The following is a 16271-nucleotide window of genomic DNA, read 5'->3' as shown; positions in this document are numbered from 1 at the left end:
AGTGGTACCCCGTAGGAGAATTGAACTCCTGTCTACAGAGTGAAAATCTGGTATCCTAACCACTGGACGAACGGGGCATCTTGGTGCGTCACACAGGGATCGAACCTGTGACAACTCGATTAAAAGTCGAGTGCTCTACCAACTGAGCTAGTGACGCTTCCTTTGACGGCTTCTTTCGAAGACAAGAGTTATAATATCATAACTTAAAAAAGGAGTCAACACTTTTTTTACTTTAATAAAAAAACTTCACCCTTCAATGGAGATCACTTGTTTCAAACAAAAATTCCTTTTCCTAAAGGATTAAATCTGCATTAATAATATGAATATTAATCTATAGGTGTTCTCCATTGTAGAAGTTATAAAAATGGATAGAGTCACCTTTTAAAGGTCACTCTAGAAGAAAGCTTCCATATAGTAGCAGGTAAAGAGAAACTTAAGATCAGCTTAAACATCGTCTCTAGCCCTTTGAAAATAAGGAAAATTAGGGTATAATCTTATCAAGTTAGAAAGATAACAACCATAAAACAGATATTAAATATTAACCTTTGATTAATGGCAAGGGCTGGAAGCCCGGCTGAATTAACCTGGAGGTGGTATTATGTATTTCGTACAATATTTGCATGAGGTAGTTGGAGATTATAGTGTTAATGAGGACCTAGGAACAATTATTCTAAGAGATATAAATGGTGGTATGGATGGAATTATAGAAGAGATTTCAAATACAACAAAACACTCTGTATTATCTATAAAGGATATTGTCCCATTAAAAAAATAATATCTATCTATTTCAAAAATATCTACGGAGGTATAGAGAGAACCTAAAAATTTGGGTTCTCTTATTTTGTTTTTTTGGACAATTTGTAAAATAAAAAAGGAAAAAATCAGAATCTTGGAAACTCTTTATGGAAGATTGTTGTGAAAATCCATGAAAATTGAATTTTTAATAAAATTATAGGGAATCAATACTTTTATATTAGTACAATGAGACAAAAGTTCGTAAAAAAGTAAAAGTTCTAAAAAACTGGTATTGACATATCTAAAAAATGGTATATAATTCTATTAAAAATTCTATGGATGAAGGAGTACATAATTATCGAGAACAACATCAACTATTAAAAAGGGGTGAAATTATGAGCACGGAAAACAGAGGTGAATGGGGATCGCGTATGGGATTTATCCTTGCGGCGATTGGTTCTGCAGTAGGACTGGGAAATATATGGAGGTTTCCATATACAGTAGCAAGTAATGGTGGAGGAGCATTTTTGATTCCTTATCTGGTGGCGCTTTTAACAGCGGGTATACCAATTCTTATACTGGAGTTTTCACTGGGACATAAGATAAGGTCCAGTGCACCGGGAGTTTTTGGTAAACTGAGCAGAAAGTATGAGGCAATTGGATGGTTCCAGGCTTTCATCGCCTTCTGTATCACTACATACTATGTGGTAATTATAGGTTGGGCTTTTAGTTATGCAGGTTATGCTATTAATGGAGCTTGGGGAGCTGACCCTAAGGGATTCCTTTTTGGTGAATATTTACAGCTTACAGATTCTCCTATGAACTTAGGTGGACTTAATATGAAGGTAGTTATACCTCTGATTATTGTTTGGGCTGTAAACTATGGAGTGTTAAGACTTGGAGTGAAGGAAGGACTTGAAAAGGCCAATAAGATATTTATGCCTCTTCTTGTTGTGGCTCTACTTATTATTGTAGTAAGGGGAGTAACTCTTCCTGGAGCTATGGCTGGTCTGGATTACTTCTTTAAGCCGGACTTCAGTAAGCTTTCCGATCCTCAGGTATGGTTAGCAGCATATGGTCAGATCTTCTTCTCATTGAGTGTATGTTTTGCCATTATGTATGCCTATGCTAGTTACCTTCCGAAGAAGTCGGATATCGTTAACAATGCCTTTATGACTGGTCTTGGAAACTGTAGTTTCAGTCTTATCTCAGGAATTGGAGTATTTAGTGTTCTTGGATACATGGCTCACACTCAGGGAGTAAGCGTGGCTGAGGTATCTTCAGCGGGAGTAGGACTTGCCTTTGTGGTTTTCCCACAGGCTATCAGTGCTCTTCCAGGAATGAATGGAATCATAGGAGTAATATTCTTTGCATCCCTTATCTTTGCGGGATTCTCATCTTCTATGTCTATTATAGAGGCAGTGGTATCATCTATTTCAGATAAGTTTGGTCTTACAAGAAAGCAGGCTCTGAACAGATTTACTGCTCTATCTGGAATACTTTCCCTTGTTATTGCAACAAGAGGTGGATTATATGTTCTTGATATCGTTGACTATGCTACAAATCAGTATGGTATTGTAATGGCAGGTCTAGCAGAGCTGGTTATCTTTGCGTGGTTCTTTAAGACAGATAGTATCAGAGAGTATGCAAATGATCTTTCAGACTTTGCAGTTGGAAAGTGGTGGCTGTTCTGTATAAGAGCTACTTCGGTTATCCTTGGAGTAATGTTTGTTCTTAAGATAGTAAATGAAGTTTCCAACCCATATGAGGGATACTCTTGGCTTGCTCTTGGAGTATATGGTCTTGGAGTAATGCTGGCTATAATGGCAGCTTCTGTGGTATTTGCCAATAAGAAGGGATCGGATAACTTTGAGAAAACTATCTATGGTAACCCTCTTGTGGGGAACGAGTTAACAGGTGATGACGAAAAAAAGTCTAGTATAGAGGAGGCAAGCCTATGAGTACGGGAGCAATAATAACAGCGATAACAAGTATGTGTATTCTGTGGGGCGGCTTTGGATACTGCCTGGCAATTGCACTAAAATCAGATAAATAAAATTTGAGGGGGCTGTTAAGCCCCCTCTTTTAATTACTTCCTTGATTATAGTTGTAGATATACAAATCTATTTTACCTCTCCCCTCTTAACCCTCTGAAGAAGATCGCTGGAGATTTTTCCTCTTTCAGAAACCTCATCTATAGAAATACTGTAGTGGTCGGCGATGATCTCCCTTACACGAGGAGTGCAGAATGTTCCCTGACATACTCCCATTCCCGCTCTAGTTCTTCTTTTTACTCCATCAGTGGAGTCTACAAGGATACCCCTGTCCAAAGCCTTTCTGATGGTCTTCTCCCTTACCTGCTCACATCTGCATACTATCCTCTCTTCATCTCCCAATGAAAGCTCTGTGAGGGGAAGAACCTCCCTCATACTAAGTGTGTTTTCATCGTTTAATTTAACAGCAACTCCATCTCTGAAGGGGTTGAAGCTTTCATTGGCAACTAGCTTCAGCCCCTCCTTCTCTAAGAGCTCTGCCACATGAAGAGCTATTGCTGGAGAGGAGGTCAGCCCTGGGGAGTCGATCCCTGCGCAGTTAATAAAGTTTTTAACGGTAGTTCTACCTACGATGAAGTCTCCAGTGCTACTTGTAGCCCTTATTCCTCCAAAGGATCTTATTATCTTATTGGTGTCGAAGTCAGGAAGAGACCTTCTGGCAGTCTGGATGATGGCAGAGAGGTTCTCCCTTGTGGTATCTACATCATCCTTCCGACTCACCTCCTGAGCATTGGGGCCTATCATCAGGTTGTTGTGGTAGGTTGGGGTTACCAGTATCCCCTTGCCTTCCTTTGTAGGACACTGGAATATGACCCTCTTTAAAGCCTCTCCAGTTCCCCTCTGGAGGATGAGGTACTCTCCCCTACGGGGAATAATATGAAAATCATCGATTCCAACCATAGAGGAAACCTCATCGGAATTGACTCCAGCACAGTTGATTACATACTTAGATCTATAGCTTCCCCTTGTGGTGTCTACTATAAAGCACTCTTCAGACTTCTCAATGGACCTTACCTCTGTATTTAGCTTAAGGGCCGCTCCATTTGCAATGGCATTTTCCATGAGGGCGATACAGTACTCATAGGGAGAAGCAATTCCTGCACTGGGACAGTGCAGAGCGCAGACAGCTTCAGAGGATATATTGGGCTCCATCTCCCTGAGCTCTTCCTCTTCAAGAATTTTCAGGTCATCTACTCCGTTTTTTACTCCGTTTTCTATGATCTTTTTCAGATGCTCCCTCTCCTCCTGAGAAAAAGCCAGGACCAGGGAACCGCATCTGGAGAATCCAAAGTTAAGCTCCTCCTCCAGCTTATCAAACATCTGATTTCCCCTTCTGCTGAAGTATCCCTTTAACTTGCTGTGAGCTGCATCATATCCCCCGTGGATAATTCCTGAGTTGGCCTTGGTAGCCCCTGTGCTGATATCCTCACTCTTTTCAAGAACAAGGATATCCAGCTTATATCTGGAAAGTTCCCTGGCGATGGAGCACCCTATAACTCCACCCCCTACAATAATTACATCATGCATCCTTTATCTCCCCCTCTTACAAAAAAGGCCGCCTGTGAAGGCCGCCTACTTTGATATTTTAATATGGTCGTATTCTTTTATCTTCTCCTGGAAATCTTTTATCTGCTTCTCCGAGTAACCTAACTCCGATACTCTGTTTAGATCAAAACCTTCAAGATCTATGAGGAACTCCATATAGTTTTCACTGAAGTAACCCAATAGCTTTCTCTGTCTATTGAATATCTTGGACAGCTTAGGACCCTTGGAGATATATGTTTTAACATCCCAGCAGTACCTACCCCTGTTAAAGTTATCTATGGCACTTAGAGCCAAATCTGAATTTTTAATATCTTCTACGATAGTATGAATATCTTTCCTAACCTCATCAACAAAGGTTATGTTTTCCTTGTGAAGGGCATCTAATACATCGGAATACTTTGTTGAAGCAAGGAGAACCTCTAAGGGGAGCCTGTAGTTAAGATCATTCTTCTCAGGGGTCTTGGACACCTCTTGCCTCTCTCTGAGCTCTAGAATAATAGAATCTCTATATGATATCTCTCCATCTAACTTCACCTTGTCTGCATCTAGCTGGTCTATAGCACTCCTCTGCTCTCCGCAGAGATTTTTTAAGGAAGTTATCTCCTCCTGCATCTCCTCGATCTCATCTCTAGAAAGGGAGATATCACCTAAAATTTGAACCTGCTCCTCACGAAGCTTGAGAGCGTTGAGATCTCCTATCTCCTCTTTTAAGGTAGAGTTTTCCTCCTTGGTTTCCTGTAGGATCCTTACAAGATCATTATACTTTTCCAGAACTTCCTCCTTCTCGGTGGTGGTGTTCTGAAACCTTTCCTCAGAGGCCTCTAAAAGAGCTTTTAATTCCCTGTTTTTCTTATCCTTATTTTCCAAGTTTCTCTGAATAATATCAGTTTGTTTTAAGAAAACTTCTGTCTTCTTTCTTTTTTCTGCTTCCAAATTAAGCTTTTCCTGAAGTTGCGAGATGATCCTGTCCTTTTTATCCAACATATTTTGGAGGATTACTTTCTCCTCCTCGGTCTGACTGTTTCTTTTCCCCTTAAACAAGCTGCTGAAAAAACCCTCTTTTTTTTCACTCATGTCTACCTCCAAATCATACAAAGCTCTAATAACATTATAGTTTATTTTATTTTAAAGGGCAATCACAAATATGCCCAAAACCTTCCTATGAAAAGGGTTTGAATTATAGTATAATAAGGCTAACGGAGGTGAAGAAATGAAAAAAATAATACTGCTTATAACATTGATAATAATGGTTTCCTGTACCAATATTCCTGAGAAGATGGTGGGAGATTTTAAGGATATTACTCCTAAAAGTGGTCTCTACTATACAGGGGAAGATCTGGCTCAGGGAGAGTTTATAAAATACTATGAGAATGGAAGCCACATGGCAGAAGCCAGCTTTAAGGATGGAAGGTACAATGGTCCCTTTACAGCATACCATGCAAATGGAAATAAGAAGCTGGAAACAACCTTTAAAGCTGGAAAGATAGATGGAAGATACCTGGTTTACTATGAGAACGGCCAGCTGAAAACCGATGAGAACTACAGGGAAGGCAAGTTAGAGGGAACAACCAAAGAGTACTACGATACAGGAGAAGTAGAGAGTATAATCAACTATAGGAACGATAAGCCCTTTGGTGAGGCAAGCTTCTATGACAGAGAAGGAAACCTGCTAGATAAGATATACTATGAATAGAGGCGATAAATTTATGAAGAAAATAATAGTAGTATTTGTTTCGATAATGTTAAGTTTGATTGTTTTTAAAGGAATAGATCAGAAAGGTTACGTTAACAAAAAAAAAATTCCTCTTTTGGATAGTTTTGAAATTCATAAAGGTAATAAACCTAATGAATATCAATTTATTTATAGGCTAAATGATCAAGTAGATTTTAAGGAAGTTCAAGGTGCAAGGATGTTCCTTCATGGTACTCCTTCGAAAGATCAATTGGCTCTTTTGCCAGAAAAAAGGAAACAATATGGATTTGATAATTGGAATTTTACAATAAATCTTCGTGACGATGGAACCTTTGTAAGAAAAATTAATTCTAATGTTGATAGTTATGATAGTTTAAGAATGGGAATTTATAAAAAACCTAATGGTGAAAAAATAGAAGGAAGAACTACCTTAAGTCTTGTGAAGTTAAGCATGAAAGAAGGGAAGTTAGAATTCACTCATTCTGAAATTAATAGTTTAAAAACTTATAATTTTTATGAAGTATCTAAAGTTAAATGGGTGATATTTATTAGTATTTTGATATCTATTTTTATAGCTACTAACATAATTATTCTGGAAAAGAGTCTGGTTTATTTGGGGATCCTTCTTTTTCCTGGCTTGTTATATGTAATAGGAGGAACAACAAAAGGAAGTATTGTAACTGTTGTAGCAATGTATTATCTGGTTTATGGGATTGTATTTTGGCTAGAGAAATTATTCTTTGAAACAAGTGAAGTTATACTAAGAACCTTATTAACTATCATCATGGTAGTTACAATTCAAAAATTTCCAATAATAGGCTTTGAGGAAAGTAGTTTTTTATTAGGGAATACTTTAGGAACTATATTTTTGATAATAAATTTATATCTAGAGAAAAAATAAGGGATAAAAGATAACTAAGAGAAATGTAAAGAATAACCAATATAAGAACGCTAAGTTCTTTGGAGAGGCAAGAGATTGTGAAAAGAGAGATAACCGTTTAGATAAGGTATAATATGAGTAGATTGGAGTATTGAAAAAAGAAGGAGCTAACTTGGAGAGGTTAACTCCTTCTTTAAAGTAATATCAAAATTCAACAGTCTTAATAACAGTTTTGAAAATATGTAACACCTCTTAAAAATTAATGGATGAAATTTAGCATCTCCTGTATATTTGTCATAACTTCATCGAGGTTGTAACCCTCTATATTATTTCCTGTATATTCAGGAGCAGTAATAATCTTGAAGTTACTACATCTAGGAGAGTATTCCACAAGAGTATCGGGGTTGTTAGGGTAGATAACCACCATGGGAATGTCAAATGCAGAAGCCATGTGAACGACACCGGTGTCAACACTAAATAACATATCAGCTCCCTTTAGAAGCTCAGCAGCTTCTAAGATACTCTCTGTTTTAGGAAGCATCCTTACATTTTTAATATTGAGTTTTTTAATAATTTTTTCAGCCTCGCAGTAAAATAAAGGGGGAGCCATGAGGTGGAGGCAAACTCTTTGATCTACTTCACTAATCTCCCTTAAAAAGTATTCCACATCCTCCCAGGGAAGAGATTTCCTATCGGAACTTCCCCTAAAGTTAAACACTAAATTGATTTCTTTATCATTATAATAGTCCCTATGCTTTACTTGAATTTCCTCTGGAATGTGGATATCATACCTGTACTTATCATAGGAATCCACCTCTATATCCATGTGTTCAGCGACTTCTAGCCACTTATAGCAGGAGTGTCTTTGAGTAAAGTGGATGTACCTGTTTATAAGAGTCAACTCAGTGGATTTTAAACCATATTTTTCTAATTTTGGCCCCCCGATTATGAGTTTAGCCTTAAGAAGCCTTAGGGAAAGGAGTTTAAAGAAGTTGACACTATTCCCTAGGTTAAAGCATAAATCATATTTTCCTCTTTCCCTTAATGAATGAGCAAGATCTTTAATAATTCTGACAAACCTTATTTTACTTTTCTCTCCTTTTGAAGCAATAACGTTTGTAATATATGGATTAGCCTCTAAAATTTTTTCAGCCCCCCCAACACCACATGCAGTTATTTCAATGTGAGGATATTTTTCCTTAATTAGCTTTATAAAAGGAGTCTTAACAACAGTATCTCCAATTCTTCCACACTTAATATATAGAGTTTTAACAGCGTTTAAATCAAAGGGGTGACTCTTCTTGTTACCAACCTTTCTTATAAAAAATCCCTTTAAAGAATTCATTTTTCCTCCTAATATCTTTAGATATTTTTATAGATCAAATTATCAAATGAAATATACTATTTTTAATAGTTTATCTCCAAATAATTATAAGTCAAAGTGATTTAGTCAAAACAATAAATCACTGGTACATTATAACAAAACATTTGTATATTATACCTTAATTTTAATGATAAAAGAGCTTAATATTGTATTAACTGGATAGGGGTTCATTTTAATTTGAAAAAGCTCACTTAAAAGTGATATAATTTAATGTTAAAAAAATATACATAGAAGGTGATTTATGTTAAGGAAATTAAACAGGGCTTTCCAGGATTATATGAGGCCTAAAAGGCTGGCTCTTGGAAAGTGGATTTGGGACAGAAAAGAGAAATTAACAACTGAAGGAGAGAGAGCAGCAACCAAGGAAAACTTGATAGAAAAGCTTGATATAAAGTCCATATTGTTTTTAAGGTATGATGGTAAGATAGGGGACATGATTATAAATACCCTTATGTTTAGGGAGATAAAGAAGCAATACCCTGAAATTAAGATAGGGGTGGTAACTAGGGGAGCTGCCAAGGGAGTTATAGTCAACAATCCCCATGTGGATAAGATATATGACTATAATAAATCTAACTCTAAATTAAAGGTACTGGCAAGAGAAATAGAGGGAGAGGGATACGATCTTCTTGTAGATTTTTCAGAGTTCCTCAGAGTAAAGCAGATGATGTTTATCAATTTGTGTAAGGCTAAATTTAATATGGGAATTGACAAGAGAGGATGGAACCTTTTCGATATATCCCTAGATCCAGGTAAGGACTTTAAGTGGACAGATCATATAACCAAGAGATACTCAGCTTACTTAGGAGCTCTAGGAGTAAGTGCAGAAAGTGTCGGCTATGATCTTTTCTTTTCAGATGATGAGAGAAAGTATGCCGAGAAATTCTATTCCAATTTAGGTGAAGAAAAAAGGGTAGTCATCAACCCTTACGGGGCCAGTAAGCATAAAACCTTTAATACCGAGACCTTGAAAAATATATCGGAGTATGTAGTTTCCAAGGGCTGGAGAGGAATATATGTCTATGCTCCAGATAAGTATGAGGAGCTGAGGAAGTTTGTTGAAGGAATGGGAAGTAAAAACCTTTATATACCTCAGGGAATAGGAAGTATTAATCATACTGGAGCAATTATAGCGGGTGCAGACCTTGTAGTGACTCCCGATACATCCATAGTTCATGTGGCATCAGCTCTAAACAAGCCTATGGTATGTGTCTATCCTCCCCAAGGAGGGGCCTACGGAGTAGATCATGAGGTCTGGGGACCTCTCAATGAAAACGCCCATATGATTTTTTGCAGGGATAAGGTCAGTGAGCACGATGAGATAGATATAAATACATTCAATATGGCTGAAGCTAAGGAAAAGATTGAGGTGCTTTTATGAGAAAACTAAAAAAGAGTCTGAATAAGAGGTTAAAAACTCTGGAAGAGGCAAAAAACTATTACTTTAACTACAACAAGACCTACAAGGAGATAGAGAATTTAAAATCATTGAAGATAAAGATAGATTTGGAAACTCTTTTTCTTAGGAACTATAATGAAAAAAGACAGGAATTCTATTCAGTAGAGTTATTAAATAGATGGAATAGTAGAAACTTCGAGCGTGACAGTGAAATAGGTTTAGTAGTGGTAGATAGAAACTTTAGAATTTTAGATAATTTTGAGGGAGTTTGCACCGCATTTTTGCTAGAACTAGATGAAATTGAAATATCTATAGATTTTTCTAGAGAGGTTTCAGAGGGAACAGCTATAGGAGACCTCTCCAAGGATGAGTGCCGGGCATTTATTGAACTAAAAAATAGATGTCACTCAGAAGCAGTATCCATTGTATGGGCTCCGGCCATAAAGCACATCGACGAAATCAAGGAGGAGATAGAGAAAAACTATCCTATTCTTAAGACCTATAATATAGCCTTTAAAGATAAAGATGCTTTTGCTAATTATGTTAAAAAGATTTATGAATATGATGGAACAGAAGAGTTCATAAGAATAAAGACAGAAAGGTTAGTAAAGAGTGAATTTAGAATTATTGGAATTATTTATGAAATAGGTGACCTCCAGATAGATTCTAAAAAAGGGGATTCAATAAAAGTTGGAAACTTAAAGGATCATATTAGAAGAAGTTATCGGGAAAGGGTAGATAACTATATTTTTGATGTGGTCTACCATGCAGCATTCTCTAGGGAGGAGTGCTTACATCTTAGTGAAGTTTTAAAAGATGCAGAAAAGTATGGGGGAGAATTCCTTTAAGTATTTAAAGTTTAATTATAAGAAAAGTATACTTGAAACTTTATAGATATTTAGAGGAATTGATAAAAGGAAAAAAATCTACAAAGATGAATAAGTCGTATTTTTGAAAGATTCGATTAAGATTCCGGAAAAATTAGAGTGCAATGGTTATAAATATTAATTATAAGAGGAGATATATTGATGGAAGAAAACAGAAAGGTAGTTTTCTACAATGGAAGTTTAAGAATTGGTGGTATAGAAAGAATTTTAATAGAGGTTTTAAAAAATATTGATAAAAAGAAGTTAGATATAAGTTTGGTAATAGAAGATGGTATAATCTCCGAAAATGTCTTTGAGAAAGACATTCCTGCTGAAATAGACTTATCGTATTTAAAATCTGAAGAAACTATCTTAAGGACAAGAGAGTTAAGAAAAAAAAGAAAGAATTTATTCTATAAGTACCTTTATAATATGGCGATGGCAAAGGAAAGAAGAATTAAAGAAAGAGAATTCTTGAAGCTTTCCTCAGAAAAAAAACCAAAAGTTATAGTGGATTTTGATATGGGGTTATCTAAACTTATACATAAAGTAGATAATGATATTGTCAAAATAGCATGGGTACATGCCTCCATAAAAAATTGGTATAGCAAGGCAAGTAAGATTAAAAGGTTAGGAGAAAGGCTTAAGAACTATAATTATATTGTTGCGATATGTGATGATATGAAGGAAGAATTAATAGAACTTTTCCCTCACTTAGAAGATAAAATTTTAAGAATCTATAATCCATTTGATTTTGAAAGAATAAGAAGGATGGCAGAAGAGAAAATAGAAGTAAAGGAAGAAAAAGCATTATTTGATAGCCCATACATTATTTCTATTATGAGATTGACAACTAAACAAAAAGACTTCCTTACTCTTTTAAGAGCCTATAAAAAATTAATTGAAGATGGAAAAAATGAAAAACTTTTAATTTTTGGAAATGGTCCTGATAAAGATAAGATTGAAGAAGAGATAGTAAGATTGGATTTGGAAGGAAAAGCTATTTTGATGGGAGGGGTTGAAAACCCATATCCATGGTTGAAAAAAGCTAAACTTTTTGTTCATAGTTCAAAATACGAAGGCTTACCGACAGTACTAATTGAGGCAATGATACTAGGAAAAGGGGTAGTTTCTTCAGATTGCCCTACTGGCCCAAGAGAGATTTTAAGGGATGGAAGTTGCGGAGTATTATACCCAATAGGGGATTTTGATAAAATGTATAAAGAAATAAAGATGATGTTGGAGAATGAGGGTTATCTTGACAATTTCTTGGAGTCTTCTCATAAAAGAATTGAAGAGTTTAAAAAGGAAACTGTATTAGAAGAGTACAAAAAATTAATCTTAAAAGGGAAATGTAAGGAGAAGTAAAAAATGAAAGTAACCTTTATAACTACGGTTTATAACAGACTGGAATATTTAAGAAATATAATGAAGTGCCTTATTAATCAGACTTTTCAGGTGGATGAATTTATAATCGCAGATGATGGCTCAAGGGAAAAAGTAATAGAATTTATAGAAGATCTCCTTCCAGAGTGTTCTTTTAAGGTAAAACATGTTTATCAGGAAGATTTAGGATTTAGGGCGGCAAGATCGAGAAATAATGGAGCTAGGGAAGCAGAAGGGGAGCTTCTTATCTACTGTGATCAGGATGTGATTTTTGGTAAAACTTATATTGAGGAGATTGTAGAAAATTCCAAGAGGGGAACGATAATGCCCTTTAAAGTTCTCTGGAGTACCTTTGAGGAGAAGGAGGAGATTCAAGAGCTTTTAGATAGAGGGGAATTATATAAAAAGGTGCTACTTCATATAAGTGACGCTCAAAAGATGGACAGGAATAAGCAGATAAAAAGGGATAGTATCAGAAGTCTTAAATATAGGTTTAAGCTTAGAAAAAAACCTATTACCGTAGGAGGGGCTTCCTTTGCTCTTTTCAAAGAGGATTATATAAGGGTAAATGGATTTAATGAGGAATTTAAAGGACATGGAAATGAGGACCTGGACTTTGGTTTTAGGCTTCAGAAGTCCGGAGTTAATCCGAGGATAATAAAGTTTTCTGAAGCTCCTATCCATATGGCTCATCCTAAAGATCCAACAGCTGGATCTAACGAGGAAAAACTAGAGGAAACTAAAAAGACTCCAGAAATGATAGCATTAAAGTGTGTTCATGGATATATTAATTCATTTGACACTGATAAATATAAAGTGAGGGTATTGAAGTAACTATGAAAAAAATTCAAGTAATAGGGTATAAAGATCCCAGTAATATTTTGATGGAGGAAGCTCTTAAGTATCTTAATGAAGAGTCTTCTAAAGAAAAGTATCTATTTCATAAATCTCTTCCATATTTGTCTGTTTATAAAGAAAAAATAGAGGGAAAAACTTATTATATAAAAGTTTCAAAACCTAAAACAGTAAGTAGGGGAATAAAAAAGAGAATAGGGGTTAAATTACCCAGAGCAACTAAATATTATGAACTTTCAAAAAAACTTGAGGCTTTAGGAATTAATATAGTTGCACCAGAGTATGTTTTTGTTGATAAAAGTAAGATGGTTTTTAGAAAAAATGTTAGTTTTTCTTGGGACTTTAAAGAAAGATATGGCATAGAAGGGGAGTACCACTTAATCACTTTATTAGAAGAAAATATAGATGATGAAAAAGTAGTTGATAAGTGGATCTATAAATATCTAGATATTATTTTAAAAATGATAAAATCTTATTACTACCATCAAGATCCTAATTTTTATAACTTTTTTTATAATAAGAATGAAATTCATATGATTGACCTAGATGATATAAAAGAAAGTAAGAATAAAAATACGGAGAGATTGGAAACAGTTAGAAAAAAGGTGAAAAAAAACCTTGAAGGACTAGGTCTTTCTAATGAAAAGTTAAAGGAATATTTTCATTATTTTGATGATAATATAAAAAAATAGCTGGAGATAAATTAGTGAAAATAAAAAAGAGTTTAAATTTAGATAATTTTTTTAAAATTGGGTTATTCATTTTTGTATTTTTAATATTTCACTCTACTAAATACTCAGGGAGAGTAGTGGAATATATGCTATTTCCTCTTTTTGTTATAAAAATAATAAAGAGTAGAAATTACCATAAGAGTGGACTAGAAATTCCTTTAGGTATGTTTTTATTTTCTATATACATAAGCAGCATAGGCGCCTTTCATTCAAAAAGTGTTATTGATAACTTAAAGGGAACTTTTAATTTTTTTGGGCTTCCTATTTTAATTTCTCAATTTGATATTGATAAAAAAGATAGAAAGAGAATTATCTATATTTCATTGCTGAGTTTTATTTTGAAGCTTAGTAAGGGGTATTTAGAGAAATTTGGATATATTGAAGGACTATATAATGGGATGAGAATTTCAGGAGGAGAAGAGGTCTGGCGTTATGCAGGAGTTCTAATGGTTGGACTAGTTTTTTTATTAAGTTTTCTTTTCTTTAAGAAAATTAATAGAAAAAAAACTGTATCTTTAATTACTTTAACTTTATTAACTATTATGATACTTATATGGACACAAAATCGAGGTAATTGGATAGGTGCTTTGGGGGTTTTAGGATTAATTTTTATCTTAAAGTTCAAGTGGAAAAGCTTTTATTTAGTAGTAGCGTCTATGTTAATCATAGGAATAACCTTTCAGAATTTTTCTAATAACCCTTATATTCAAAGGGCAAAAAGTATTGTAAATATAAGCTCGAATAGGAGTAATTTAGGAAGGGTTGAATTGTGGCAGGAGTCTGTAAAAATATTTAGAGAAAACTCACTAAAAGGAATAGGATATAGCACAAGGAACTTTGCAAATTCTGAGGAGCCTGAGAACTATAAAAATTTAGATAAAAGGCCTTATCATCATCCGCACAGCTCCTATTTTTATCTTTTGGCAACAAATGGTATAATTGGATTTCTTTCCTATCTTTATTTATGTAGTTGGGAGTTATGGAAATGTTTTATTAATAGAGAAAATATTTATGGGGTTACAGCTCTTCTGGTAAAAGTTTCTATTTTAATTTTTGGGTTAGTAGAAACAGCAGTTGAGTATAGTGATATACAAGGGTTATTTTATTTAATTTTTGCACTGTTATTATTGGATCAGAAAGGAAAAAAGAATGAATTTAGTTTTTGTAATAAATGAAAAAAATGAGTACGCAAGACATCTTGGAGTAGTGATGTCATCAATTTTAAATAATACGAATGAGTTTTGTAAATTTTGGATACTTTACGATAACCTTTCTAGCGAAAGCATGATTAAGTTAGAAAAAATATCAAAGAAAAACAACTCTGAGATAAATTTTATTAAGATTAATAGGGAAAAAATAAAGTCCCTTCCAATAGATGAAAGGTCTTACATTGATTTAGTAACTTATGCAAGACTTTTAGCTCCAGAAATATTAAAAGATGAAGACAAAGCTCTATATTTAGACTGTGATTTAGTTGTCTTAAAGGACATTAAGGAGCTATATGGTTTAGAGTTTAACGGTAAGTCGTTAGTGGCAGTAACAGATGGGGAAAGAGATCAAAATCGAGGTAAAAAAAGGCTTGATTTAAAGGAAGAAGATAGTTACTTTAATGCGGGAGTTCTCTTAATGAATCTAGAAAAACTAAGGGAAAATAACAAGTTTCAAAAGGCTGTAGAATTTGCAGCTACGACAGACAAAGTTTTAGAATTAAATGATCAAGATGCTTTAAATGCAGTTTTATACGATGATTTTAGAGAGGGTGGAAAGTCTTGGAATTATACCCATGGAAATTCTGAAGAGCTAAGATTAAAGAAAAGTGAAGTTGGAATAATTCACTATACAGGATCGATAAAACCTTGGGATGCTAGGTGTATTAATAAGTATAGAAGAGAATATTTGAGGTACTTGAAGCTGACTCCTTGGGAAGGTTATCCTTTAGATAATCAAAGCTTGTTCAATAGCTTAATGAGAGAGGTAACGATGTTAAAACTTTATTCGAGAAGTTTTAGGCACTCGATTAAAAAAATGTTAAAAAGGTGAGATGAGGAATGCTTAGATCAATAAGAAAACATATTAAATATCTAATAAAAAAGAAGAAATTAAGGAAACAAGATGTAATTATAGAGGGCAAATCTAAAATTAGAAAGACGTCTTTTGAGGGAAAGAACCTTATAGGGAATAATGTTGATATAGAAGGAAGTAAAATCGGTTTTGGATCAGGTATAGGTACAGATAGTGAATTGTTTAAAACTAAAATTGGGAGATACTGTTCAATAGGTCCAGGTGTCAATATTGCTTTAGGTAAGCACCCGACTAAGAAGTTTGTTACAACTCATAACTTTGCCTTTGATGACGCTATGAAAAATTTAGGATTTTCGTTTGTTAAAGAACCAAGGTTTCAAGGGGTTTCTTATTCTGAAAAAGGATACTATTTATCTATAGGAAATGATGTTTGGATAGGTAAAAATGTTACCTTATTAAGTGGTGTAACTATAGGAAATGGTGCAATTATTGCTGCTGGAGCTGTTGTAACTAAAGATGTGGAACCATATAGTATTGTTGGAGGTGTTCCAGCAAAAGAAATACGAAAAAGATTCGCAGAGGATGAGGTTGAATTTTTACTAAAGTTTAAATGGTGGAGTAAAGAGTTTAATTGGATAAAAGAAAATGTAGAATTATTTGAAGATATTAATTTAATGATGAAGTATAAAGAGTTAAAGTAGTATTTCTAATATTAACAGAA

At 34.5% G+C, this 16271-nt stretch carries 15 protein-coding genes, 2 tRNA genes and 1 pseudogene; 13 read left to right on the top strand and 5 right to left on the bottom strand.

Features of this window, described 5'->3' with window-relative positions:
- Nucleotides 1–2: 2 nt before the first annotated feature.
- Together QMG11_RS03460 and QMG11_RS03455 are read right to left on the bottom strand one after the other, a co-directional pair.
- Nucleotides 3–77: transfer RNA gene (locus QMG11_RS03460), tRNA-Glu, on the bottom strand.
- A gap of 4 nt (nt 78–81) precedes the next feature.
- A tRNA-Lys gene (locus QMG11_RS03455) sits at nt 82–157 on the bottom strand.
- A gap of 441 nt (nt 158–598) precedes the next feature.
- Here QMG11_RS03455 and QMG11_RS03450 point away from each other — a divergent pair.
- The 3 genes from QMG11_RS03450 to QMG11_RS03440 all read left to right on the top strand — a co-directional run bounded on the left by QMG11_RS03450 (nt 599) and on the right by QMG11_RS03440 (nt 2791).
- Nucleotides 599–775 (top strand): hypothetical protein, encoded by a 177-nt coding sequence (locus QMG11_RS03450; RefSeq protein WP_281833471.1) that lies wholly within the window; start codon nt 599–601, stop codon nt 773–775.
- 355 nt (nt 776–1130) lie between these two features.
- Nucleotides 1131–2696, top strand: a complete 1566-nt coding sequence (locus tag QMG11_RS03445) for a sodium-dependent transporter (RefSeq protein WP_281833469.1) — start codon at nt 1131–1133, stop codon at nt 2694–2696.
- Nucleotides 2693–2791, top strand: coding sequence for a MetS family NSS transporter small subunit (locus QMG11_RS03440; protein ID WP_281833468.1), 99 nt, complete (start codon nt 2693–2695; stop codon nt 2789–2791). The genes QMG11_RS03445 and QMG11_RS03440 overlap by 4 nt, the downstream gene beginning before the upstream one ends.
- Before the next feature lie 67 nt (nt 2792–2858).
- Here QMG11_RS03440 and QMG11_RS03435 read toward each other — a convergent pair whose 3' ends face one another.
- Both QMG11_RS03435 and QMG11_RS03430 read right to left on the bottom strand, forming a co-directional pair.
- Nucleotides 2859–4316 (bottom strand): NAD(P)/FAD-dependent oxidoreductase, encoded by a 1458-nt coding sequence (locus QMG11_RS03435; protein WP_281833467.1) that lies wholly within the window; start codon nt 4314–4316, stop codon nt 2859–2861.
- Nucleotides 4317–4361: 45 nt separating this feature from the next.
- A complete protein-coding gene (locus QMG11_RS03430; protein WP_281833466.1) occupies nt 4362–5408 on the bottom strand; it encodes a coiled-coil domain-containing protein in 1047 nt (348 codons plus the stop codon).
- 136 nt (nt 5409–5544) lie between these two features.
- Here QMG11_RS03430 and QMG11_RS03425 point away from each other — a divergent pair, with 136 nt between their 5' ends.
- Entirely contained in the window at nt 5545–6027 is a 483-nt protein-coding gene (locus QMG11_RS03425; RefSeq protein ID WP_281833464.1) for a toxin-antitoxin system YwqK family antitoxin, read from the top strand.
- 13 nt (nt 6028–6040) lie between these two features.
- Nucleotides 6041–6928 carry a hypothetical protein gene (locus QMG11_RS03420; RefSeq protein WP_281833463.1) on the top strand — a complete coding sequence of 296 codons (888 nt, stop codon included), beginning with the start codon at nt 6041–6043 and terminating at the stop codon, nt 6926–6928.
- Nucleotides 6929–7166: 238 nt separating this feature from the next.
- On the opposite strand, the gene QMG11_RS03415 is transcribed toward QMG11_RS03420, so the two are convergent.
- Nucleotides 7167–8252, bottom strand: coding sequence for a glycosyltransferase family 9 protein (locus QMG11_RS03415; RefSeq protein WP_281833462.1), 1086 nt, complete (start codon nt 8250–8252; stop codon nt 7167–7169).
- A gap of 280 nt (nt 8253–8532) precedes the next feature.
- On the opposite strand from QMG11_RS03415, the gene QMG11_RS03410 reads away from it, so the two are divergent.
- From QMG11_RS03410 to QMG11_RS20105, 8 genes and pseudogenes are all read left to right on the top strand, one after another.
- On the top strand, nt 8533–9672 hold the full coding sequence (locus QMG11_RS03410; protein WP_281833460.1) for a glycosyltransferase family 9 protein: 1140 nt from the start codon (nt 8533–8535) through the stop codon (nt 9670–9672).
- On the top strand, nt 9669–10538 hold the full coding sequence (locus QMG11_RS03405; protein ID WP_281833458.1) for a hypothetical protein: 870 nt from the start codon (nt 9669–9671) through the stop codon (nt 10536–10538). Before QMG11_RS03410 ends, QMG11_RS03405 begins: the two co-directional genes overlap by 4 nt.
- Nucleotides 10539–10718: 180 nt before the next feature.
- Entirely contained in the window at nt 10719–11924 is a 1206-nt protein-coding gene (locus QMG11_RS03400; RefSeq protein WP_281833457.1) for a glycosyltransferase, read from the top strand.
- Nucleotides 11925–11927: 3 nt separating this feature from the next.
- A complete protein-coding gene (locus QMG11_RS03395; RefSeq protein ID WP_281833455.1) occupies nt 11928–12776 on the top strand; it encodes a glycosyltransferase in 849 nt (282 codons plus the stop codon).
- A gap of 2 nt (nt 12777–12778) precedes the next feature.
- On the top strand, nt 12779–13489 hold the full coding sequence (locus QMG11_RS03390) for a hypothetical protein (protein ID WP_281833454.1): 711 nt from the start codon (nt 12779–12781) through the stop codon (nt 13487–13489).
- A gap of 14 nt (nt 13490–13503) precedes the next feature.
- Nucleotides 13504–14703 carry an O-antigen ligase family protein gene (locus QMG11_RS03385; protein WP_281833452.1) on the top strand — a complete coding sequence of 400 codons (1200 nt, stop codon included), beginning with the start codon at nt 13504–13506 and terminating at the stop codon, nt 14701–14703.
- Nucleotides 14678–15568 (top strand): glycosyltransferase family 8 protein, encoded by an 891-nt coding sequence (locus tag QMG11_RS03380; protein ID WP_281833450.1) that lies wholly within the window; start codon nt 14678–14680, stop codon nt 15566–15568. Before QMG11_RS03385 ends, QMG11_RS03380 begins: the two co-directional genes overlap by 26 nt.
- A gap of 395 nt (nt 15569–15963) precedes the next feature.
- Nucleotides 15964–16251 (top strand): annotated as a pseudogene (locus QMG11_RS20105) (CatB-related O-acetyltransferase); the annotation flags it as partial.
- Nucleotides 16252–16271: the final 20 nt, after the last annotated feature.

The sequence above is a fragment of the Propionigenium maris DSM 9537 genome, from assembly GCF_027925155.1.
GTDB classification, from domain to species: Bacteria; Fusobacteriota; Fusobacteriia; order Fusobacteriales; family Fusobacteriaceae; genus Propionigenium; species Propionigenium maris.
This window is presented reverse-complemented; position numbering and strand designations above follow the sequence as displayed.